21 protein-coding genes are annotated in these 21,977 nt (G+C 66.0%); 12 read left to right on the top strand and 9 right to left on the bottom strand.

Going from position 1 to position 21,977, the window contains the following annotated elements; translation table 11 throughout:
• Positions 1 to 54 precede the first annotated feature (54 nt).
• Complete coding sequence (locus AC3WP6_RS05350) at positions 55 to 483, top strand: OsmC family protein (RefSeq protein ID WP_492626760.1); 429 nt, start codon at positions 55 to 57, stop codon at positions 481 to 483.
• Between the two features lie 357 nt (positions 484 to 840).
• Here AC3WP6_RS05350 and AC3WP6_RS05355 read toward each other — a convergent pair whose 3' ends face one another.
• Both AC3WP6_RS05355 and AC3WP6_RS05360 read right to left on the bottom strand, forming a co-directional pair.
• A complete protein-coding gene (locus AC3WP6_RS05355; RefSeq protein ID WP_492626761.1) occupies positions 841 to 1,494 on the bottom strand; it encodes a DUF502 domain-containing protein in 654 nt (217 codons plus the stop codon).
• 235 nt (positions 1,495 to 1,729) lie between these two features.
• Positions 1,730 to 3,697 (bottom strand): chloride channel protein, encoded by a 1,968-nt coding sequence (locus AC3WP6_RS05360; RefSeq protein WP_492626762.1) that lies wholly within the window; start codon positions 3,695 to 3,697, stop codon positions 1,730 to 1,732.
• 167 nt (positions 3,698 to 3,864) lie between these two features.
• Here AC3WP6_RS05360 and AC3WP6_RS05365 point away from each other — a divergent pair, with 167 nt between their 5' ends.
• Positions 3,865 to 4,560, top strand: a complete 696-nt coding sequence (locus tag AC3WP6_RS05365; RefSeq protein ID WP_492626763.1) for an MgtC/SapB family protein — start codon at positions 3,865 to 3,867, stop codon at positions 4,558 to 4,560.
• Positions 4,561 to 4,617: 57 nt separating this feature from the next.
• Here the strand turns inward: AC3WP6_RS05365 and AC3WP6_RS05370 are convergent, their stop codons facing one another.
• The 3 genes from AC3WP6_RS05370 to trxA all read right to left on the bottom strand — a co-directional run bounded on the left by AC3WP6_RS05370 (position 4,618) and on the right by trxA (position 7,366).
• Positions 4,618 to 5,673, bottom strand: a complete 1,056-nt coding sequence (locus AC3WP6_RS05370) for a tellurite resistance/C4-dicarboxylate transporter family protein (RefSeq protein WP_492626764.1) — start codon at positions 5,671 to 5,673, stop codon at positions 4,618 to 4,620.
• A 237-nt stretch (positions 5,674 to 5,910) separates the two neighbouring features.
• Complete coding sequence (locus AC3WP6_RS05375) at positions 5,911 to 6,363, bottom strand: DUF4442 domain-containing protein (protein ID WP_492626765.1); 453 nt, start codon at positions 6,361 to 6,363, stop codon at positions 5,911 to 5,913.
• 136 nt (positions 6,364 to 6,499) lie between these two features.
• Positions 6,500 to 7,366: a thioredoxin gene (gene trxA / locus AC3WP6_RS05380; protein ID WP_492626766.1), complete on the bottom strand. Its 867-nt coding sequence runs from the start codon at positions 7,364 to 7,366 to the stop codon at positions 6,500 to 6,502.
• Between the two features lie 107 nt (positions 7,367 to 7,473).
• Between trxA and AC3WP6_RS05385 the strand changes: the two genes are divergently transcribed.
• The 8 genes from AC3WP6_RS05385 (at position 7,474) to secF (ending at position 16,063) form a co-directional block, all read left to right on the top strand.
• Positions 7,474 to 8,115: a paraquat-inducible protein A gene (locus AC3WP6_RS05385; protein WP_492626767.1), complete on the top strand. Its 642-nt coding sequence runs from the start codon at positions 7,474 to 7,476 to the stop codon at positions 8,113 to 8,115.
• Positions 8,116 to 8,174: 59 nt separating this feature from the next.
• A complete protein-coding gene (locus AC3WP6_RS05390) occupies positions 8,175 to 8,747 on the top strand; it encodes a paraquat-inducible protein A (RefSeq protein WP_492628639.1) in 573 nt (190 codons plus the stop codon).
• Positions 8,740 to 10,410: a PqiB family protein gene (locus AC3WP6_RS05395; RefSeq protein WP_492626768.1), complete on the top strand. Its 1,671-nt coding sequence runs from the start codon at positions 8,740 to 8,742 to the stop codon at positions 10,408 to 10,410. The genes AC3WP6_RS05390 and AC3WP6_RS05395 overlap by 8 nt, the downstream gene beginning before the upstream one ends.
• Positions 10,407 to 11,012, top strand: a complete 606-nt coding sequence (locus AC3WP6_RS05400) for a PqiC family protein (RefSeq protein WP_492626769.1) — start codon at positions 10,407 to 10,409, stop codon at positions 11,010 to 11,012. Before AC3WP6_RS05395 ends, AC3WP6_RS05400 begins: the two co-directional genes overlap by 4 nt.
• Positions 11,013 to 11,339: 327 nt before the next feature.
• Entirely contained in the window at positions 11,340 to 12,482 is a 1,143-nt protein-coding gene (tgt, locus tag AC3WP6_RS05405; protein ID WP_492626770.1) for a tRNA guanosine(34) transglycosylase Tgt, read from the top strand.
• A 286-nt stretch (positions 12,483 to 12,768) separates the two neighbouring features.
• Positions 12,769 to 13,098, top strand: a complete 330-nt coding sequence (yajC, locus tag AC3WP6_RS05410) for a preprotein translocase subunit YajC (RefSeq protein ID WP_492626771.1) — start codon at positions 12,769 to 12,771, stop codon at positions 13,096 to 13,098.
• A gap of 94 nt (positions 13,099 to 13,192) precedes the next feature.
• The gene (gene secD / locus AC3WP6_RS05415) at positions 13,193 to 15,103 is read left to right on the top strand and encodes a protein translocase subunit SecD (RefSeq protein WP_492626772.1); all 1,911 of its coding nucleotides are present in this window, start codon (positions 13,193 to 13,195) and stop codon (positions 15,101 to 15,103) included.
• A gap of 3 nt (positions 15,104 to 15,106) precedes the next feature.
• Positions 15,107 to 16,063 (top strand): protein translocase subunit SecF, encoded by a 957-nt coding sequence (gene secF / locus AC3WP6_RS05420; RefSeq protein WP_492626773.1) that lies wholly within the window; start codon positions 15,107 to 15,109, stop codon positions 16,061 to 16,063.
• Positions 16,064 to 16,194: 131 nt separating this feature from the next.
• On the opposite strand, the gene murU is transcribed toward secF, so the two are convergent.
• From murU to AC3WP6_RS05440, 4 genes are all read right to left on the bottom strand, one after another.
• Positions 16,195 to 16,887, bottom strand: a complete 693-nt coding sequence (gene murU / locus AC3WP6_RS05425; protein ID WP_492626774.1) for an N-acetylmuramate alpha-1-phosphate uridylyltransferase MurU — start codon at positions 16,885 to 16,887, stop codon at positions 16,195 to 16,197.
• On the bottom strand, positions 16,872 to 17,921 hold the full coding sequence (locus tag AC3WP6_RS05430) for an aminoglycoside phosphotransferase family protein (RefSeq protein WP_492626775.1): 1,050 nt from the start codon (positions 17,919 to 17,921) through the stop codon (positions 16,872 to 16,874). The genes murU and AC3WP6_RS05430 overlap by 16 nt, the downstream gene beginning before the upstream one ends.
• 115 nt (positions 17,922 to 18,036) lie before the next feature.
• Complete coding sequence (locus AC3WP6_RS05435; protein ID WP_492626776.1) at positions 18,037 to 19,377, bottom strand: ammonium transporter; 1,341 nt, start codon at positions 19,375 to 19,377, stop codon at positions 18,037 to 18,039.
• Between the two features lie 58 nt (positions 19,378 to 19,435).
• Positions 19,436 to 19,774, bottom strand: coding sequence for a P-II family nitrogen regulator (locus AC3WP6_RS05440; RefSeq protein ID WP_492626777.1), 339 nt, complete (start codon positions 19,772 to 19,774; stop codon positions 19,436 to 19,438).
• Positions 19,775 to 20,005: 231 nt separating this feature from the next.
• On the opposite strand from AC3WP6_RS05440, the gene AC3WP6_RS05445 reads away from it, so the two are divergent.
• Together AC3WP6_RS05445 and sufB are read left to right on the top strand one after the other, a co-directional pair.
• Positions 20,006 to 20,482: an SUF system Fe-S cluster assembly regulator gene (locus AC3WP6_RS05445; protein ID WP_492628640.1), complete on the top strand. Its 477-nt coding sequence runs from the start codon at positions 20,006 to 20,008 to the stop codon at positions 20,480 to 20,482.
• Positions 20,479 to 21,951: a Fe-S cluster assembly protein SufB gene (gene sufB / locus AC3WP6_RS05450; RefSeq protein WP_492626778.1), complete on the top strand. Its 1,473-nt coding sequence runs from the start codon at positions 20,479 to 20,481 to the stop codon at positions 21,949 to 21,951. Before AC3WP6_RS05445 ends, sufB begins: the two co-directional genes overlap by 4 nt.
• The last annotated feature ends 26 nt before the right edge of the window (positions 21,952 to 21,977 follow it).

The raw sequence follows: 21,977 nt of genomic DNA on the forward strand, positions 1-21,977 counted from the left end.
TTAACTCCAGCGTTAGGCGTTTTACCAACCATCGTAGGCCATGAGGTAACAGCAATGCCTAGCCAACCGAAGATGACATTCCTGGTGCGGGCGACTAGAACAGACGCTCATGGCAGCGAAGCCACGTGCAAATCAGCAACTGTTGTTCTAGATACCGATCTGGCCGGGCGCGCGGATGCATTCAATCCCGCGGAGCTGCTTTTGGCTGCGTTGGCGGCCTGCATGATTAAGGGCATCGAGCGCGTCATCCCTATTCTCAAGTTCCAGCTGCGGTCGGTGCGGGTCACGATCCACGGTGTCCGCCAAGACGTCCCGCCGCGAATGGAGTCAATCACCTATGAGATCCTCGTTGACACAGATGAAAGTGATGCCCGGCTCAAGCTTTTGCATGAGAACGTCAAGAAGTACGGAACGGTCTTCAATACCGTCTCACCAGGCACTGAACTCACAGGCACTCTCCGGCGTTCATCGGAAAACGCCTAACAATTCCGTAGGAGACTCCCCGTCAACTCGAAGTGCATAACGTCCGTGCCTTGAGCTTTCGGGCTGTTGCTGGTCGTGGTGTTGTTGATCTTGGTGCGGTGTTGCAGTCAGCGTTGAATGTGGAGCAACGTGTGTCAGACGGCATTTCCGCAGACGGTCTTGTTGAGCCGATGGAGCTGGCTCGGACCAGGGTATGAACCGTGCCCGGAGACCTCATTCGTTCAGCGGTGTCGCCGATGGTCGTGGGAAATTTCTAGAACTGGGCCAGGTACATTTCCCGACGGCACATGTGTGAAGCCGATCCCGCCCAGCCGCTGACAGTTCTGCCGTCGACGCGAACGTCAACGGTAAGCTGGTTTATGGGAGCCGCACGTGCGGCGCCGGCAAGCTGTCCGGCGACACCGCGCCGCCGGAGATGATGAAGGCCATGGCCTGGTCCATCGTCCAGTCGGTGGGGGTGAGCTCGTCCATCGGTACCAGTTCGAGATAGCCGCCGGTGGGGTTGGGGGTGGTGGGGACGTACACCGCGGCGATTTCGCGGCCGGTGCCTTCCTCCACCAGCGTGCGGGTGACGAACCCCACGGCCTTGATGCCCGGGCGCGGGAAATCCACCAGTACTACGCGCTGGGTGCCGCCGGGCTTGTGTTGCAGTACGGCCATGAGTTTCTTGGTGCCGCCGTAGATGGTCTGCACCAGCGGGATGCGCTGGAACAGGCGATCGAAGGTTTCCAGCAGGCGCTGTCCGATGATGTGGTGCGCGAGCCAGCCGACGAGGTACAGGCCGCCGAGCGTGAGCAGCAGGGCGAGGATGAAGATCGTCCAGCGTTGGCTCAGGGTGTCGGCGGCGTGCGGCGCCACCAGCGAAATCACTCCCACCAGCCCGGTCACCAGCGGCCCGCCGATGTCGGCCAGCAGGCCCAGCACGAACTTGAAGACCAGCACCGTCACCCACAGCGGCAGGAACGTGAGCAGACCGGTGATGAGATAGCGTTTGATGCGCAGGGAAGGCATGGGACTTTCGCAGGATTGAACCGGCTCAGTGTAGGGGAGACGGTGTGAGTGACGGTTGACGATGAGTGGGATTGGGGATGCGGGAGTCGGGATTCGCAAGAGCTGTCGTAAAACCGGCCGACACCCAATCCGTGCCTGCGCGCGTGACGATCGAGAAAGAATCCGATGCCGCCACAGGCTCGCCGTGCCCCGCTCTGCCGAATCTCGAATCCCGAATCCCCGACCCCGCGTGAGCTCAGTGCGGTTTCGACCCGCGCCCATGCCCGGCACCTTCAAACCATCGGCTGGAGGTGGGGCGCGGTTTGAAGCCGTCGTGGAAATGCAGACGGCGGGAGGATTCGCGCGCTTCGTGCAGGCGCTGCGCGTGGGCGGCTAGCACATCGCCGCGGGTCAGGATGCCGACCAGCTTGTGCGGATCGTCCTTGGCGACGACGACGAGGCGGCCGATTTTTTCCGCCACCATGTGGTCGGCGGCTTCGCGCAGGGTGTGCGCTTCGGTCACCGCCACCGGTTCGCGCGTGGCCAGCTCGCCGAGGGTGAGCGTGTAGTGCCATTGCGGATCGAGCAGGGTGCGGCGGGTGAGCACGCCGCGCACGTGGCCGTGTTCGCCGACGATCGGGAAGCCTTGGTGACGCGTGTCCGGGCCGCCTTCGGCGAGCCACCGGCGCACTTCGGCCAGGGTCTGGCTGGCCTTGAGCGTCACCACGTTGCGCGAGCACACCGCGCCCACCGGCACGCGCTCGAGGTAATCCATCGTGTACCCGGTGGGCACGTGCACGCCGCGGCGCTCGATCTTCTCGGTCATGATCGTGTTGCGCATCAGGAGCGCCGAGATGAGATACGCCGCGGTGCAGCCGCCCAGCAGCGGCAACAGCGTCGCTGGCTGGCGGGTGGTTTCGAAGGCGAACACCACGGCGGTGAGCAGTGCCCGCGAGGAGCCGGCGAAGATCGCCGCCATGCCGACCAGCGCCGCGATGCGCAGGTCCACGTGCGCGCTCGGTACTGCGGCGTTGATGGCGATGCCGATCACGCTGCCGAGCGAGCCGCCGATCATGAACAGCGGCGCCAGCGTGCCGCCCGAGGTGCCGCTGCCCAGCGAGATCACCCACGAGAGAAATTTCAGCGTGCCGAAGGTGAGCAGCATGGTCAGCCCGAACTGGCCCTGCACCAGCGCGTCGATGTTGTCGTAGCCGACGCCCAGCGTGCGCGGCTCGACCCAGCCGACGAAACCGGCAAACACCGCGCCCAGCGCCGGCCACCACATCCAGTGGATCGGCAACTTGGCGAAACTGTCCTCGACGAAATACACCGCCTTGCTGACCCAGATCGACGCATAGCCGACGAGGCTGCCGACGATCACCAGGGCGGCCAGCGCCAGCGCGCCCGGCTCGGGCACGTCGGGCATGCGGAACACCGGGCCGGCGCCGTAGGCGGCATAGCGCACGCCGACCGCGGCCACGGTGGCCAGCGCCACCGGAATCAGCGAGCGCGGGCGCAGCTCGAACAACAGCAGCTCGATCGCCAGCACCAGCGACGACACCGGCGCGCCGAACACCTCGGCCATGCCGGCGGCGGCGCCGGCGGCCAGCAGCACCTTGCGTTCGTTTGCGGTGACGCGCAGCAACTGGCCAAGCAGGGAGCCGAGCGCGCCGCCGGTGGAGATGATCGGGCCTTCGGCGCCGAACGGACCGCCGGTGCCGATGGTGAACGCGGAGGACACCGGTTTCAGCCAGGTCATGCGTGCCGGGATGTTCGATTCATGCGCGAGGATCTGCTCCATCGCCTCCGGGATGCCGTGGCCCTGGATCGCGCGCGAACCCCAGCGCGCCATGATGCCGGCCATCAGCCCGCCGATCACCGGCATCACGATCACCCAGGCGCCGATCGTCGTGCCCGCCGGCGACAGCACCGAGCCGGGCTCGTGCCGCGCGCTGAGCACATCGGAAAAACGGCCGTAGAAACACAGGTCGGTGATGAGGTTGATGAGCAGCATCAGCGCCTGCGCGATCCACGCCGAGACCAGGCCCACGGCCACCGCCAGGATGCTGATCCACACGATGCGGTGCGTGACCAGCGTCGACTTGCGCGGCATGTTGGCCGCGTCGAGCGACAGCCCGAGTTCCGGCGCAACCGGCAAGGCATCCGTGCTGCCGGCCGTGCGCACATCACCCGGGCGATCGGTGGGGGTATCCGAAGGGCTCATGAAGGCATCGCTTGAGGAATCAGCCGCCCATTTTACGAGTTGCGGCGCAGCATCGCAGGTAGCAGGAACTTGCGTTCAGTGGAGCGCCATCCGTTGGCGGTCCGCGGGACTGGCCCGCGGCACGGCCCGCTACACTGCCGGCACGTACTGGCGAACCCATGCAGGCCATGCTCGACACTTCCGAAATAGCCATCCGTCTGGTGCTTGCCGCCGTGCTCGGCGGGGTGATCGGTTTCGATCGCGAACGCCACACCTGGGCGGCCGGGTTGCGTACGCACATGCTGGTGTGCCTGGGCGCTGCGCTGACCATGATCGTCTCCGCGTTCGCGTTTACCGACGTGTTGCAGAAGTGGCCGGCAGTGCAGCTCGATCCCTCGCGCATCGCGGCGCAGGTGATCAGCGGCATCGGCTTCCTCGGCGCCGGCACCATCATGTTCATGCACCGCGCCAACGTGATTCGCGGGCTGACCACCGCGGCCGGGTTGTGGACGGTGGCGGCGATCGGCCTCGCCATTGGCGGCGGCATGTACGTGGCCGGCGTGATGGCCACCGTGATCGCCTGGGTCGTGCTGGCCGTGCTGAAACCGATCGAGCGGCGTTTCGCGATGCGCAAGACGATGCCGAAGCTGCAGCTGCGGTTTTCCGGCGCGGCGCCATTGGCCGCGATCGAGTTGGCGTTGCGCGCGCACAAGATGCCGGTGAGCAACGTGGTGGCGCGCCATGTGCCGGGCGACGGCGACGAAGTGCTGATCGAGTTCGCCTACAACCTCGAACGCGCCGCGCTGGGCGAACTGGGCGACGACCTGCGCACGCTCGCCGGCGTGCAGTCGGTGTCGCTCGACATCGTGCCGCCGGGTGGCTGAAGCCGCTCGGGGACATCACCCGCGATCCGCCCCTTGGCCTTGCGGGTTCGGCGCCGATCAATGCAGCACGTGGCGCCGTGCCGCACGCGTCTTGCGGTACAGCCGGCGCATGCCGAACAACGCCACCAGAAGCCATACGGTGAGGCTCACGTAGACACCGGCGGCCGGGATCGGCAGCAGGAAATCCGCTGGCAGCGCATGCGCCAATTCGAACGTGCCGACCGTGTACATGCCGATCGGGAACACGATGTCCCAATCGTCGGTCTCGTAGCGGAACGGCACGTGCCGCCGCAGGTGGCGCCAGGCTTCCAGCAGCACCAGCAGCGGAATCCACCACGTGGCCGTGGCCCAGAAAAACACTGTGAACCCCTTCACGAACGGCAGCAGCTCGACCACCGGCCCGGCCTCCGGCGCGCGCGTGATTATGAGGCTGCCGGCCAGCGTGGTGATTGCCAGCGCGCCCATGTCGATCCAGTACGGCGGCGTGAACTGGCGCGCGCGCAGCGGGAAAAACACCATGCGGTACACCACCAGCGTGATGATCAGCAGGTACAGCGCCGCGCCCAGCATGTACAGCCCGAGCGCCACGAATTGCAGCCGGTCCGGATCAGCGCGGCTCGCCGCCAAGAGCGTGAGCAGTACCGACAGCGCCTGCGTCGCGACCACCGCCACCAGCCAGCCGCCGTTGATGCTGCGGGTAAACCCCGGCTTGAACCGCGCGGTGATGGTGGCCGCAAAAAAGAGGTAGATCAGCGCCGCCCAGGCGATGGTGCCCGCCACTGCCAGCACGTTCGCAAGCAAGGGCCAATCCACCACCTGCACGCACTGGCTGCCCAGCACGCAGGTACCGGCGGCGAGGGTGAGGAACCCGGCGCCGCGCGATGGGTCGACGAAATCGGCCACCAGCTCGCGCCGAAACCGCGCAAGCCGCCACGCGGTGAGCAGCAGCAACCACACGTAGGCCACCAGGTTGAACGCGAAGAGCGCACGCGCAATGTGCGGCAAACCATGCTGACTGGCGTCGATCGACACGATCCCGGTTGCCATCACCAACGCAAAACACCCCGGATGCAGGTTTCGCACGCGCAACAACAGGTTTTCAGCCAGCGTCATGGCCTGCTCCCCAAGGGCGACGGGCGATTATGGGGTGGGTGTCTGGGAACCCGAAGTGATGGCGTACAGGTGCGCACCGCATTTTGTTCCGGTGGCGTGCGAATCAGGTTTGTCGTGTGCCGGCTTGGCCACTGCCGCTGCCCGGAAAACTACCTGGCCGGAGCGCCATCGTGCAGACCGCGGCGGCACTGGAGGAGGCCGCGCGATTCGAACGCGGGTGGGCTGATGGTGCAGCGCTCAGCGCGCCTTGGGTTTCAGTCGCACGTAGAGCTGCTTGCGCACGCGGGCGACCACTTCGCCCGCCGCCGTGACCACCTCGGTGTCGAACCAGCGCAGCACCTTCCCGCCGTCGGCCGCGGCGGCGCGCAGTTCGTCGAGGGTGGCGTCGTCGAGGCGGAAATGTGCGAAGACGTCCTCGTGGCCGGGAGCCACGAAGTCGATGCTGGCCGCCTTGTCCCACACGTAGTAATCCGGCCCGAGGCGATGCATGGCCAGCAGCATCCAGAACGGATCGGTCATGGCAAACAGGTTGCCGCCGAACTGCGTGCGCACGTAGTTGCGGTTCCACGGCCGCAACCGCAGTGCCACCTGCGCCGTGCTCCAGTCAGCGGCGAGCGCGGTTACCCGGATGCTGTTGAACAGGAAAGGTGGCCACAGGTTGATCAGGCGGCGGAAGGTGGCAGGAGACATGGCGCGACGGGATTCGGGACGGGAAATGCGGCAGCGCCGGACCGACGCGGGAAACGACTCGTTCGGCGAGTGCCGCGCAACGACAACGCCGCCTTGCGCGGCGCTGTCGAACTCCGGCATCCCGGGTGCCAGCCGATCAGAACAACACTTCGGCCATCTTCCGCCGATAGCGCCCGACGAGCTCGGCGTCGCCCAACGTGTTGAACGCGGCGAGCAGGCGTTTCTTGGCGGCGCCGTCGTTCCAGTTCGGGGCGTGTTCGAGGATGGTCATGAACTCGTTGAGGCCGGCGGCAGGGTTGTCGCCCAGGAGCAGGCGCACGCCCAAGAGATCGTGGGCGGCCCAGTCCTGCGCGTTGTCGGCGATGCGCTTTTCAAGCTCGGCTTGGGGCGGCGCCGCCTGCAGCGATTTTGCCAGGTCGAGTTGGCTGCGCAGGCGCACGGCGCGTGCTTCGGTGGCGAGGTTGGCGGGCAGGGCCTCGAGCTCGGTGGCGGCGGCCTCGCTTTGGCCGGCCTGGGCCAGGGCCAGCGCAAGATCGAGTTTCAGCTCGCTGCGTTCGGGTTCGGCGGCAATCGCCTGTTGCAGGCGGTTGATCGTTTCCTCCGGCGTTTCGGCCAGCACTTCGGCGGCTTGCGCAGCGGTATCGGGCGCGGCGTTGGGCTGGACGTGCTTGGCCAGGAACTCGCGCAACTGCGCCAGCGGCAGCGCGCCGGCAAAGCCGTCGGCGATCTCGCCATCCTTCACCAGCATCACCGTCGGCACGCTGCGGATGCCGAACATGCCGGCAAGGTTCTGGTTTTTGTCGACGTCGGCCTTGCCGAGGCGGAAGGCGCCGTTGTATTCGGCGGCGAGCTGGTCGAGCAGCGGGCTGAGCGCCTTGCACGGGCCGCACCAGGTGGCCCAGAAGTCGATCAGCACCGGGGTGGTGCGGGAGGCGTTGATGACGTCGGTTTCGAAGTTTTGTTCGGTGACTTCGAAGACGTTGTCCAAGGTAGTTTCGGTCACGGCGGTTCCGGCCAGTGGGGATGGTTTGCACATCGGGGCGCGCGCAAGCATATCAAGACGGTGCGAGGCTTCAGCCGCGAGGGGAGCGGATTTGCGAGAATGCGCGGATGGACGCCCGACTGCTGCCGCGCGCGCACGACGCTGCGCCGACGCTGCTCATTTGCGAACACTGCGACGCCGTTTACGCGCGCCGACCGCTCGCGCGCGGCGAGGTGGCCGAGTGTGCGCGTTGCGGCGCAGTGCTGGAGCGTGGCCGCGGCATGAGCATCGACACGCTGCTGGCGCTGATCGTCACCGCCCTGCTGGTGTTCGTGCAGGCGACGGTATGGCCCATCGTCACCCTGGGCCTGAATGGGCAGCATGTGGCGGCCACGCTGTGGGATGTGGTGCACATGATGTGGCTGGACCACTCGCAGGTGGTGGCGGTGATCGCCGGCATGACGCTCTATGTGTTTCCGCTGGCGAAGATCCTGATCCTCGGCTGGCTGCTGGTGTTTGCGCGCCAGGGCACGCGTGCGCCGGGGTTTCGGTTCTTGATGGTGACGTTGCGCCGCATCGGGCCGTGGACGATGAGCGAGGTGTTCGTGCTCGGCGCGCTGGTGTCGATCGTCAAGGCGCATCTGTATTTCGACGTGGTGGCCGACCCCGGCATCTATGCCTATGCGGCGCTGATGTTCCTGATCACCATTTTTGCCGGCGTGGATCTGACCCGGCTGTGGGACGAAACCCGCGGCGAGGCGGCGGCGTGAACGCGACGACGCTGCCGCGGGCGCGCGATGCCGGGCTGATCGGCTGCCACGTGTGCGGCATGGTGTGCCGCGCGGTTTCGGGCGATGCGGTCGTGGCGTGTCCGCGTTGCGGCAGCACGCTGCACGCGCGCAAACCGGCGTCGTACGCGCGCACCTGGGCGCTCCTGATCGCGGCGTTGCTGATGTACATCCCGGCCAACGTGCTGCCGATCATGCGCACCGCGAGCCTTGGCGACGTGGACGACAACACCATTCTTTCCGGCATCGTCGAGCTGTGGGTGAAGGGTTCGCCGGGGCTGGCGGTGATCGTGTTCTGCGCCAGCATCATGGTGCCGACGCTGAAGTTTCTCGCGCTGGGCACGCTCCTGATCACCAGCCGCCGCGGCAGCGCCTGGGCCCGGCGCCAGCGCACCCAGCTTTATCGCGCGGTGGAGTTGATCGGGTACTGGTCGATGCTGGACGTGTTCGTGGTCGCACTGCTCACGGCATTGGTACGCTTCGGCCTGTTCAGTCTCGTCGAGCCGTTGCCCGGCGTCGTGTTTTTTGGCCTCACCGTGGTGCTGACGATGCTGGCCTCGATGTGTTTCGACCCGCGGTTGATCTGGGACGGCCAGGAAGATTCCGATGAGTGACGACAAGCCCGGCAGCGTGCCGGAAGCGGGCGACGAGTTGCCCAGCCCGGTGGTGCGCAGGCGTCGCGCCGGTGCCTGGGTGATCTGGCTGGTACCGATTCTTGCCGCGGCGGTCGGTATTTCGCTGGTGGTGTCGAGCTGGCTGCAGGCCGGGCCCGAGGTCACGGTGAGCTTTGAAAGTGCGCAAGGCCTGACGGCCGGCAAGACCGCGGTGAAATTCAAGGACGTGGTGATCGGCAAGGTCAACCACATCCGCCTGAGCGAAGACCGCAGCCACGTGCTGGTGAAGATTGCGCTGGACAAGAGCGCGCGTGCCTTTGCCAGCGCCGGTACCCGTTACTGGGTGGTGCGCCCGCGGATCGGGCTCGGCGGCATTTCCGGCGTGGATACACTGTTTTCCGGTGCCTATATCGGCGCCGACACCAGCGATGCACGCACGCCGGAGGATGAATTCAAGGGCCTGGAAAATCCGCCCGCCGTCACCCACGGCGAGCCCGGCAAGAGCTTCGTGTTGCACGCGGGCGATCTGGGGTCGCTCGACATTGGCTCGCCGGTGTTCTTTCGCCGCATCCAGGTCGGGCGGGTGGTGTCCTACAAGCTCGACGAGGACGGCAAGGGCGTGACCTTTGCGGTGTTCGTCGACGCGCCCAACGACCGCTTCGTCAATGCCGACACGCGGTTCTGGAATGCCAGTGGCGTCGATGTCTCGCTGGGCGCCAACGGCCTCAAGCTCAACACCCAGTCGCTGGCGACCGTGCTGGCCGGCGGCGTTGCGTTTGGCGACCCCGGCGGCCCGCACGACACCACGCCGGTGCCGGATAAATCCAGCTATCAACTATTTGGCGACAAAGCCACCGCGATGGCGCCGCCGGATGGTCCGCCGCATTACATCCGCATGCGCTTCGAGCAATCGTTGCGCGGGCTGGCCGTGGGCGCGCCGGTCGAGTTCCTTGGCATGAACTTCGGCAAGGTGGTGTCGATCCGCATGGACTACGACGCCAAAACGCGTCGGTTCCCGGTGCTCGTCGGCGCCGTGGTCTACCCCCAGCGGCTGGGGCAGGCCTATACCAAGCTGGTGGCGCTGGCCAAACGGCATGGCGATGCCGACCTGTCGTACACGATCGGGCAGCTGGTCGACCACGGCCTGCGTGCGCAAGCCCGCACCGGCAACCTCCTGACCGGGCAGCTCTACATCGCTCTCGACTTCCTGCCGCATCCGGCCAAGGTGGCTTACGACCCCAGCGTGACGCCGGTCGAGATCCCCACCGCGCCGGGCAGTTTCGACAAGCTGCAGCAGCAGATGGCCGACATCGTGGACCGCCTGGACAAGGTGCCGTTCGACCAGATCGGCCAGCACCTCGACCAGAGCCTGGTGGGTCTGAACGCGACGCTGGCGCAGGTGAACGGCAAGACCCTGCCGGGCATCGATGCCACGCTGCAGGATACGCGCAGGACGCTCGGCAGCGCCGATGCCGCGCTGTCCAGCGATTCGCCGCTGCAACAAAACCTCGGCCAGACGCTCGACGAGCTGCAGCGCACGATGCGTTCGCTGCGCGTGCTCACCGACTACCTCGGCGTGCACCCGGAGTCTTTGCTGCGCGGCCGGCAAGCCGATCCCAAAGCTGCGCCGCCACGCCCATCGTCTGAAAGGAGCCGGCCATGACCCGCCGCCTGCATCCGTGGATTCTCGCCGGCGCCCTCGCGCTCGCCGGCTGTGCATCGGCGCCGCTGCACTACTACACGCTGGTGGCACCGCGGGCGCCAACCAGCACGTTGACGCCGGCGCCGTACGCCTTCGAGCTGATGCCGGTCGGCGTGCCGGCGCAGGTGGATGTGCCGCAATTGGTGGTGCGCGCCGGCGGGCAGGGCATGCAGGTGCTCAATGGCCAGCGTTGGATCGCGCCGCTTGGCGACGAGATCCGCAGCGCGGTTTCCGCCGATTTGGCCCACGCCCTCGGCGTGGCCGACCTGAGCGGCCTGCCGGCGGATGGCAAGCCGCGCCTGCGCATCAAACTCGATGTGCGCCGCTTCGAATCGGTACCCGGCCAACGCGCCCTGATCGACGCCGCCTGGAGCCTGCGCCGCGTGGGCGACGGCAATCAGCCCGCACTCGCCTGCACCAGCCGCGTCAGCGAAACCGTGGGCTCCGGCTACGATGCGCTCGTTGCCGGCCATCAGCAGGCACTGGCGGCGCTGGCGCAGCGCATCGCCGTGGCGGCGCGCGGGTATGAGGCAGGCCGTTCGACCGAGTGCCCGGCGGATTGATGGTGGGGTTGGTGGCTCACGGCATTCACAAGCCGCGATTGGCGATGCGTTGAGGCGGTTTCGTAAACCACGTTCTGGTTGACGCACGGTTTCGTCGGTGCTGCCTTCTGATGTGGGTCGGGATTCATCCCGACCGGCTGTTGGTGGGACGGTCGTAGTGCATGCCCCAGACGACGTCTGCGGTGTGATGTCTGTGGTTGATGCTGCACAAGCATCGGAACGGCCAATCCGCCTGCGCCGGCTGCGGGCATCCATCGACGCGCATACCGGTTCGCGCACCGTCGGTGACTGCAGGCGGAAACCGCGCAAACCCGGGATAATGGTGCGATGGCATCCCTGAATTTCGAACTGCTCGCCACCGATGGCGCGGCGCGGCGCGGGCGTCTGGCGTTTCCGCGCGGCGTGGTGGAGACGCCGGCGTTCATGCCGGTGGGCACCTACGGCTCGGTCAAGGCGATGACGCCGCGCGATCTTGGCGAGGTGGGCGCGCAGATCATCCTAGGCAACACTTTTCACTTGTTTTTGCGGCCGGGCCTGGAGGTAGTCGAGCGTTTCGGCGGGCTGCATCGGTTCATCGGCTGGCCACGGCCGATCCTCACCGACTCGGGCGGTTTCCAGGTGTTTTCGCTGGCGCATCGCCGCAAGCTCACCGAGGAGGGCGTGACGTTTGCCTCGCCGGTGGATGGCGCCAAGGTGTTTCTCTCGCCCGAGGTGTCAATGCAGATCCAGCGCACGTTGGATTCAGACATCGCCATGGCGTTTGACGAGTGCACGCCGTATCTGGTTGACGGCGAACCGGCGAGCCGGAAGCTGGCGTCCGATTCGATGGAGCTCAGCATGCGTTGGGCGGAGCGTTCGCGGCGCGCATTTCTCGATCTGGAAAGCTCCAACAACCTTTTCGGCATCGTGCAGGGCGGCGTGTTCGAGGATCTGCGCCGGCGTTCGGCGGAGTGCCTGACGGCGATCGGTTTCGAGGGTTACGCCGTGGGCGGGCTGGCGGTCGGGGAGCCGGAGGCGGAGCGCAACCGCACGCTGGACCACACGGTGCCGCTGCTGCCGACGCACGCGCCGCGTTACCTCATGGGGGTGGGGCGGCCGGAAGACATCGTGGCGGCGGTGTGCCGCGGCATCGACATGTTCGATTGCGTGATGCCGACGCGCAACGCGCGCAACGGTTTCCTGTTCACCACCGAGGGCACGCTGCGCATCCGCAATGCGAAATACGCGACCGACACCCGCGTGATCGAAGAAGGGTGCGACTGCTATGCGTGCGCCAACGGCTTCTCGCGCGCCTACCTGCGGCACCTGGACCGCTGCAACGAGATCCTCGGCAGCCAGCTGGCGACGATGCACAACCTGCGCCATTACCAGCGGTTGATGGCCGATTTGCGCACAGCGATCGCGGCGCGCCGACTCGCGGATTTCGTTGCCGCGTTCCAGGCCCGGCGCGCGGGGTCGCATGCGGCGTGATGCGCGTGCCGGCGCGCCTTCGCATGCCGGGAACCGGGACAGCGGGACAGTCCGAGCGGTTGCAGTTGTGGCGCCGGGGCCGCCTTGCGTGGGTTTTTTGACCCATGGGATTGCATTGCACGTGTTAACCGCTGCGCCAGTTACGCAAAATGGCCTTGCCGTCCCTGCTGCCTGCATGCCCGGATGGCCGTGCGGCTACGTGAAGCCCATGTCATAATCGGAAACCTTTAAGCACGCGTTCGGCCGGAAAATCCGTGCTGGCGCCACAACTTGCGAGACGAAAACGATGAGTCTTCCGATGCCGATGCTGCTTGCGCAGTCCGCCGCGGGCGCCGAAGGTGGCGGCCTGTCCATGCTGATCATGATGGTGGTGCTGTTTGGCGCCATGTACTTCATGATGATTCGCCCGCAGATGAAGCGGCAGAAGGAACACCGCGCGATGGTTTCCGCACTGGCGAAGGGTGACGAGGTGGTCACCAACGGCGGCATCGCCGGTCGCGTCGAGGAAGTGGGCGAGACCTTCATCACGGTGGAAATCGCGCCGAACGTGAAGGTGAAACTGCAGAAGGGCGCGGTGCAGCAGGTGCTGCCCAAGGGCTCGCTGAAATCCGCCTGAGCGGCTGCGCCCGCCGGTTACCCATGGTTACGCGCGACCCGGGGCGGTCGCGTTTCGACGTTCACGATCACGGACGGTCGCAAGGGATCTACAGATGAGCGAGTTTCCACGCTGGAAATACGCGCTGGTGGCGTTGTCGATGATCTTCGGCATCATCTACGCGCTGCCCAACGCCTTCGTGCCGCTGCCGGCCGTGCAGGTGACGGCGAACCGCGCCGGCACCACGATTGACGACGCGTTGCGCCAGAAAGTGCTGGCCGGGCTGACCAAGGATCGCATCCCGACCGATGGCGTCAGCGTGCAGGGCGACCATCTGCTGGCGGAATTTCCCAACGCGGACGTGCAAAAGAACGGCGCCGATTCGATCAAGGCGATCGTGGGCGACAACTACACCGTGGCGTTCAAGCTGCAATCGACGGTGCCGCACTGGCTGACCGCGATTGGTGCCAACGCCATGCCGCTGGGCCTCGATTTGCAGGGTGGCGTGCACTTTCTGATGCAGGTGGATCAGAGCGGCGTGGTCGACAAGCTGGAAAACAGCTACGCCGACGATATCCGTACCCAGTTGCGCGCCAAGGGCATCCGTTACGAGTCGGTCAGCCGCAGCACGGTGGCGTCGCAGGGCATTGTCGTGGTGGTGCGTTCGGCCGACGACCGCAGCAAGGCCAGCGACATCATCAATGGCATCACCACCGGCGACGTGGCCGGGGTTTCCGACCTGGTGGTCACCCAGGGGCCGGCCACCGGCGACCGCTACGTGCTGTACGCCACCATCAAGGACACCAAGCTGCGCGACATCGCGCTCGGCGCGGTCAAGCAGAACCTCGGCACCTTGCGCAACCGCATCAACGCGCTGGGCGTCTCCGAACCGTTGATCCAGCAGCAGGGCGAGGACCACATCGTGGTCGAGCTGGCCGGCGTGCAGGATCCGACCGAGGCCAAGAAGCTGATCGGCGCCACGGCTACGCTCGAATACCGCGCCGGTATCGGCTACCCCGGCGATCCGCGTGCGGTGCAGGCCGCGCAGACCGGCAGCATTCCGCCGGATGCGAACCTCTATTACACGCCCGACAGCCAGGGCCGCCAGCCGGTGCTGGTAGGCAAGCGTCCGATCGTCACCGGCGATGAGCTGGTGGATGCCAACTCCGGCATCGACCAACAGAACGGCACGCCGTCGGTCAATGTCACCCTGAACGCCGCCGGCGCCAAGAAGATGCAGGAGTTCACCAACGCCAACGTCGGCAAGCCGATGGCGGTGGTGCTCATCAATACCGTATACGAAACCAAGACCGTCGACGGCAAGGAAGTGCGCACGCCGAAGACCACCTGGTCGGTCATCAACGATGCCACCATCCAGAGTCCGTTCGGCAAGAACTTCTCCACCAATGGCCTGGGCAGCACCAAGGAAGCCTCCGAGCTGGCGCTGTTGCTCAAGAGCGGCGCGCTGGCGGCGCCCATGGATATTGTCGAGGAATACGTGATCGGCCCGAGCCTCGGCCAGCAGAACATCCAGAAGGGCTTCGACTCGGTGGTGCTCGGTCTCGCGCTGGTGCTGCTGGCGGCCGCGGTCTACTACAAGCTGTTCGGCCTGGTGGCGGATATTGCGCTGTTCTTCAACCTGCTGATCCTGGTGGCGGTGATGTCGATGATCGGCGTCACCCTGACCATGCCCGGCATCGCCGGCATCGTGCTCACGCTCGGCATGTCGATCGACGCCAACGTGCTGATCTGCGAGCGCGTGCGCGAGGAGTTGCGCAACGGCTCGACGCCCCACGCGGCAATCCACGCCGGCTATGACAAGGCGTGGGCAACCATTCTCGACGCGAACGTCACCCACCTGATCGCGGCGTTGGCGCTGACCTCGATCGGTACCGGCGCGATCCGCGGCTTCGGCGTCACGCTGGGCATCGGCATCCTGACCTCGATGTTCACCTCGGTGGTGATGACCCATGCGATCACGATGCTGATCCACGGCCGTCGCAAGCTGAAAACCCTTTCGGTGTAAGCCATGGAAATCTTCAATCACAACGCGAACATCCACTTCCTGCGCCTGCGCTGGGCGAGCATCACCATCGCGATCGTCCTCGCGGTGTCGTCGGTGGTGCTGATCGCCACGCGCGGGCTGAACTACGGCCTGGATTTCACCGGCGGCGTGTCGCTGGTGGTCGATTACAACAGTCCGGTGCAGACCAACGACGTGCGCGACGCGCTGGAAAAGGCTGGCCTCGGCACTGTGGTGGTGCAGAGCGTGGGCGGCTCGCGCGAAGTCAACGTGCGCCTGCAGCCGACCGCGTCGATGAAGGACGCCAAGGGGCAGGTGAACCTCGACAAGGTGTCGCAGATGGTGATGGGCGCGCTCAAGTCGACGCGCAGCGACGCCGTGCTCAAGAGCCGCTCCTCGGTCAGCGCCGAGGTGGGCGCCGAGCTCAAGAGCGACGGCATGGTGGCCGCGGTGTTCGTCATCATTGGCATCATGGCCTACCTGTGGATGCGCTTCGAACGCCGTTTTGCGGTGTCCGCGGTGCTCACCGAAATCCACGACACGCTGGTGACGCTCGGCATCCTCGCGCTGGTGCAACGCGAGTTCGACATGACCGAGCTGGCCTCGGTGCTGGCGGTGATCGGCTACTCGATCAACGACAAGGTGGTGGTGTTCGACCGCATCCGCGAGCTGTTCCGGCTGGCGCGCAAGGCCGAGCCGGAGGAGATCCTCAACCGCTCGATCAACAGCACGCTGTCCAGAACCATCATCACCTCGTTGTTCACCGGCATTGCCATGGGCGCGCTGTATTTCTTCGGCGGCACCGCGGTGCACGGCTTCGCCATCACCATGCTGATCGGCATTGTGGTCGGCACGCTGTCGTCGATCTTCGTCGCCAGCCCGATCCTGCTGTGGCTTGGCGTGTCGAAGAAGGACCTGATGCCGGTGACCCGCGAAAACCCGGAGCTTGCGCGTCGGCCCTGATGGTGCGGCGGCTTCGTCCCGACTGGGCTCGGTGCCGGCAATCGTTGTCGGCTGAGGCCTGACCCGAAAAAGCGCGTGGCTGCAAGCCACGCGCTTTTTTTACCGAATCCCGTGTCCCGATTCCCGGCCCGTCAGCCGAGCGCGGTATCCAGCGCCGCCAGCCGTTGCGGCGTGCCCACGTCTTCCCATCGCCCGCCGTAGCGGTGGCCGGTGAGCTGGCCGGCGGCCATCGCCGCGTCCAGCAATGGCCGCAGCTTGAAGCGTGGTGGGGTGCCGGCGGCGTCGTTCACCACAGTGTGCCAGTGATCGAGAAATTCACGACGAAATACGCCGATGCCGCTGTAGGTGAGTTTGGGTGCGCCATCCGCGTGCAGCGTGCCGGTCGCATCCAGCGCGAAGTCGCCGCACGGGTGCTGCGCCGGGTTGTCCACCAACACCAGGTGGGCGAGGCCCTGAGGCGCCGCCGGCAGCGTCGCGAAGTCGAGGTCGCACCATACGTCGCCGTTGATGACGAGAAACGGCTCCGGCCCGAGCAGCGGCAGCGCGTGCAGCATGCCGCCGCCGGTCTCCAGCGGCATCGGGCCTTCGTAGGCGTAGCGGATGCGCAGCCCCCAGCGACTGCCATCGCCCAGCGTGTCGGGAAACTGCGCGGCCAGGTGCGAGGTGTTGATCACCACGTAGTGCACGTCGAGCGCAGCGAGTTTTTCCAGTTGCCACACGATCAGCGGCTTGCCGCCGACCGTCAGCAGCGGTTTGGGCGTGTGGTCGGTGAGCGGGCGCATGCGCTCGCCCAGGCCGGCGGCAAAGATCAGTGCGTGGCGCATGCGGGCGGCTCGCCGGCTGGTGTGGTACGCGGTTGCGCCAGGTCGATGCCATCCGCATGGCGTTCGATGAGGTCGGCCAATGCGTGCAGCTCGTTGTAGCGGTGCGCCACGTCGAGCACGTAGGCGTACACAGTGGGCACGTCCTTGAGGTAGCCCGGCTTGCCGTCGCGATACCACAGCCGATAGAACTGGCCAAGCACGCGCACGTGGCGGTGCAGGCCGGTGAGGTCGAACCAGCGCTGGAACTGCGCGGGTAAAACGTCGTGACCGATCACCCCCGCGTCGAGCAGTTTTGCCCGGTAGCCAGCCACCCACGCTTCCACCCGCTCGCGCGGCCAGACAATGTAGGCGTCGCGCAGCAGCGAGGCGAGGTCGTAGGTGATCGGCCCATGCAGCGCGCCCTGGAAATCGATGATGCCGGGGCTGTTCACCGCGGTCACCAGCAGATTGCGGCTGTGGAAATCGCGGTGCACGAAGCAGCGCGGCTGCGCCAGCGCGTTGCGGATGATCGCATCGAAGGCGATCTCCAGCACGTCCCATTCCTCGCAGCTTGGCGTGTGGCCAAGGTGGTGTTCGAGGAACCACTTCGGCATCACTTCCAGCCCGTCCACCAGCACCGCGTGATTGAACGGCGGCAGGTCGTCGGCAGCGACGCGGGTCTGCATCACCAGGAGCGCGTCGAGCGCCGCGCCGTACAGGTCGTCGGCGTTCGTCGCGTCGAGCGCATCGAGATACAGCCGCGAGCCCAGGTCCTCGATCAGCAGGAAGCCTTGGCCGAGATCCTGCGCATGCACCACCGGCACATGCAGCCCGGCGGCGGCCAGCCGCGCGCCGATCGCCAGCCATGGACGCGGATCCTCGTGCGCCGGCGGCGAGTCCATCACGATCCAGCTTTGCCCGGCGTGCTGTGTGCGCCAATAGCTGCGAAAGCTGGCGTCGCTGGAGGCGGCAGCGAGCGTCAGCGCGGGGTCGCCAAGCACAGTGCGCGCCCAGGCAAGGCGGGCGGCGGCACGGTCTGGATCGGAAACGGACATGGCGTGCAGAAAACGGGAGACACCGCGCAGCTTAGCGAGGCCGCCACGCCCGCGCGAGCTGGCTGCTCGCGTCGAGACCAGGACGAAGCGTGTGTACGGCGCCCTGCCCGCGACATCACGACAGGTTGTACGCCTGCTCCCCATGCTGGGCGAGATCGAGCCCGGTCAGCTCTTGCTCGGCATCCACGCGCAGGCCGAGGGTGCGGTCGATGACTTTGAGGATGAGCCAGCTGGCGAGCGCGCTCCACGCGATGGTGAAGGCCACGCCCTTGGCCTGGATCCACAGCTGCCACCACGCCGAACCCACGTTGCCGAAGCCGCCCAGCCCATGTGCGGCAAAGGGGCCGGTGAGCAGCGCGCCGAGGATGCCGGCGATGGCGTGCACGCCGAATACGTCCAGCGTGTCGTCGTAGCCCAGGCGATATTTGAGACGGCTGGCGGTGAAGAAACAGACGATGCCGGTGACGAGACCGATCACCAGCGCGCCGCCGGGCCCGCAGGTGCCGGCGGCCGGCGTGACCGCCACCAACCCGGCGACGACGCCGGACGCAGTGCCAAGCACGCTGGCGCGTTTATGCGTAATCCATTCCACCGCCGTCCAGCCGAACGCTGCGGCCGCGGCGGCGATCTGGGTGGTGAGCATCGCCATGCCGGCACTGCCGTCGGCGGCGATCGCCGAGCCGGCGTTGAAGCCGAACCAGCCGAGCCACAGCAGGCTGGTCCCGAGCACGGTGTAGCCCAGGTGGTGCGGCGGCATGTGTGTGCGCGGCCAGCCGCGGCGTTTGCCGATGACCAGGCAGGCCACCAGCCCGGCCACGCCGGCGTTGATGTGCACCACGGTGCCGCCGGCAAAATCGATTACGCCCGAATCCGCCAGCAGCGCGCCGGGCCCGCTCCACACCATGTGTGCCAACGGCGCATACGCCAGCAGCAGCCACAGTCCGGTGAACCACAGCATGGCGCTGAACTTCATGCGTCCGACCCATGCCCCCACGATCAGCGCCGGCGTGATCGCGGCAAAGCCGAGCTGGAACAGCACGAACACGCTGTCCGGCACGTCGCCGTGCACCGAGTTCGGAGTAAGCCCGATCAGCAAGGCGCGATCCCAGCCGCCAACGAACGAGTGCCAGCCGGTGGTTCCCGCCTGCATGCCGAGCGTGCTGAACGCCAGCGAATACCCGCACACCACCCACACCAGCGTCGCCAGCACCATGCAGGCAAGGCACTGCATCATCACCGACAACAGGTTTTTGGCGCGCACCATGCCGCCATAAAACAGCGCGATGCCCGGCAGCGTCATCATCAATACCAGCACGCACGCCGTCAGCATCCACGCCGTATCCCCGCTGTCCACCCGTCCCGCCGGCAACGCCAGCGCCGGCATGGCGAATGCCGCGAGTGCCACGCCGGCAAGCAGCTTGCGCAGCGGCGTCTTGCCTTTGCTCCGCCGGCTCACACGCTCGCGCGCCGCCGCTTTTCCAAATCCCGAATCCCGTATCCCGAATCCCGCCCGTTCACACCGCATCGTCATCCACCTCCAGCGTGCGGATGCGGATGACCTGCGTGAGTGCGGACACGAACAGCTTGCCGTCGCCCACCTTGCCGGTGCGCGCGCTGTGCTCGATGGCTTCCAGCACGCGATCGAGCGCATCGTCGCTGACGGCCACCTCGATCTTCAGCTTGGGCAGAAAATCGACGGTGTATTCGGCGCCGCGGTACAGCTCGGTGTGGCCGTGCTGGCGGCCGAAGCCTTTGACTTCGGTGACCGTCATGCCTTGCACGCCGGCCTCGGCCAGTGCTTCGCGCACGTCGTCGAGCTTGAACGGCTTGATGATTGCGGTAACCCACTGCATGTGTCGGCTCCGAGGTTGGCCTGGTGTGGTTGCAGCACGATGCGTGCCAGCGCACCGGGACCCCACAAATGGCCGCCCAAACCCCCGCTGCGACGTCATCTGTACGGGTTACTGGCGAGGTTGGTGCACGCGGTGCTCTGGGTTGGTGCAATGCAGCGATTTGACCGCTTCCGGGTCAATCAGTACCATTTTGGTCTGGATTGCCCACTTGCCACGCGCAGGTTCCCCCCAATGCTTCGCGTCAGTCGACTCACGGATTACGCCACGGCGGTGATGACTTGCATCGCCGCCCACCCTGGCACTGTGTTGAGCACGGCGCAGATTGCCGACGAGACGCGTCTGGAACTGCCTACCGTCGGCAAGCTCCTGAAGACCCTCGGGCACGCCGGACTGGTGGAGTCGTTCCGCGGCGTCAACGGCGGCTATCGCCTCGCCCGCCCGGCACTGGCCATTTCACTGGCGGAAATTGTCGAGGTCATGGAAGGCCCGATCGGCATGACCGAGTGTGGTGTATCGGGCACCGGCTGCGAGCGTGCTGCGCGCTGCACCGTGCGCGGCAGTTGGCAGCGCATCAGCAGCATCCTCGAGCGCGCGCTGCGCGAGGTGAGTCTGGAAGACATGGTGCACCCGCCACCGCGGCGCTTCGAGGCGAACGTTGCACCCATTCCGCTGAGAGCCGGCATTTCGAAAGGCAGAACCCACGCATGAGCAGCGAAACCAACGACAGCACCGCGACCGTGTTGCGCGACAACGCCGAGGTTGCCGAAGTCCTCGGCCGGCAATACAGCGCCGGTTTCATCACCCAGATCGAGACCACCGGCCTGCCGCCGGGGTTGAACGAGGAAACCATTCGCCAGCTCTCCGCGATCAAGCACGAGCCGGAGTGGATGACCGAGTGGCGGCTATCCGCCTATCGCCACTGGCTGACGATGGAAGAGCCGAAGTGGGCGCACCTGAAGCTCGAACCGCAGGATTATCAGAAGATCAGCTACTACTCGGCGCCGAAGAAAAAGCCGAAGTCGCTGGATGAGGTCGACCCGGCCATTCTCGACACCTACGACAAGCTCGGCGTGCCGTTGCACGAGCGCGCCGCGCTGGCTGGCGTCGCGGTGGACGCGGTGTTCGATTCGGTTTCGGTGGTGACCACCTTCCGCAAGCAGCTGGCCGATGCCGGCGTGCTGTTCTGTTCGATGAGCTCGGCGATCCGCGATTACCCCGAGCTGGTGCAGAAATATCTCGGCAGTGTGGTGCCGCCGGGTGACAACTTCTACGCGGCGCTGAATTCGGCAGTGTTTTCCGATGGCAGCTTCGTGTTCATCCCCAAGGGCGTGCGTTGCCCGATGGAGCTGTCCACCTATTTCCGCATCAACGCGCAGAACACCGGGCAGTTCGAGCGAACGCTGATCGTGGCTGAGGCTGGGTCGCACGTGTCCTATCTCGAAGGCTGCACCGCTCCCAAGCGCGACGAGAACCAGTTGCACGCGGCGGTGGTCGAGCTGGTGGCGCTGGAAAAAGCCGAGATCAAGTACTCGACGGTACAGAACTGGTACCCCGGCGACGAGAACGGCAAGGGCGGCGTGTACAACATCGTCACCAAGCGTGGCGAATGCCGCGGCGATGACAGCAAAATCACCTGGACCCAGGTGGAAACCGGTTCGGCGATCACCTGGAAATACCCCAGCGTCATCTTGCGCGGCGACCGCTCGGTCGGCGAGTTCCATTCCGTGGCAGTCACCCACCACTACCAGCAGGCCGATACCGGCACCAAGATGGTCCACATCGGCAAGGACACCAAGAGCAAGATCATTTCCAAGGGCATCAGCGCCGGCAAGAGCAACAACAGCTACCGCGGCCTGGTGGAAGTCAAGAAAAGTGCCGCCGGCGCACGCAACTACACGTCGTGCGATTCACTCCTGATTGGCAAGAAGTGCGGCGCGCACACCTTCCCGTACATGGAAGTGAAGAACCCCACCGCCGTCGTCGAGCACGAAGCCACCACCTCCAAGATCTCCGATGACCAGATGTTTTATTGCCGCTCGCGCGGCATCCGCGAGGAAGATGCGGTATCGATGATCGTCGACGGCTTCTGCAAACAAGTATTCCGCGAATTGCCGATGGAGTTCGCCGTGGAAGCCAAGAAGCTGATGGAAGTGTCGTTGCAGGGGGCGATCGGGTAGGGCGGTGATTAGGGATTGGGGATGCG

The sequence above is a fragment of the Rhodanobacter sp. FW106-HT46G03 genome, assembly GCF_058789895.1.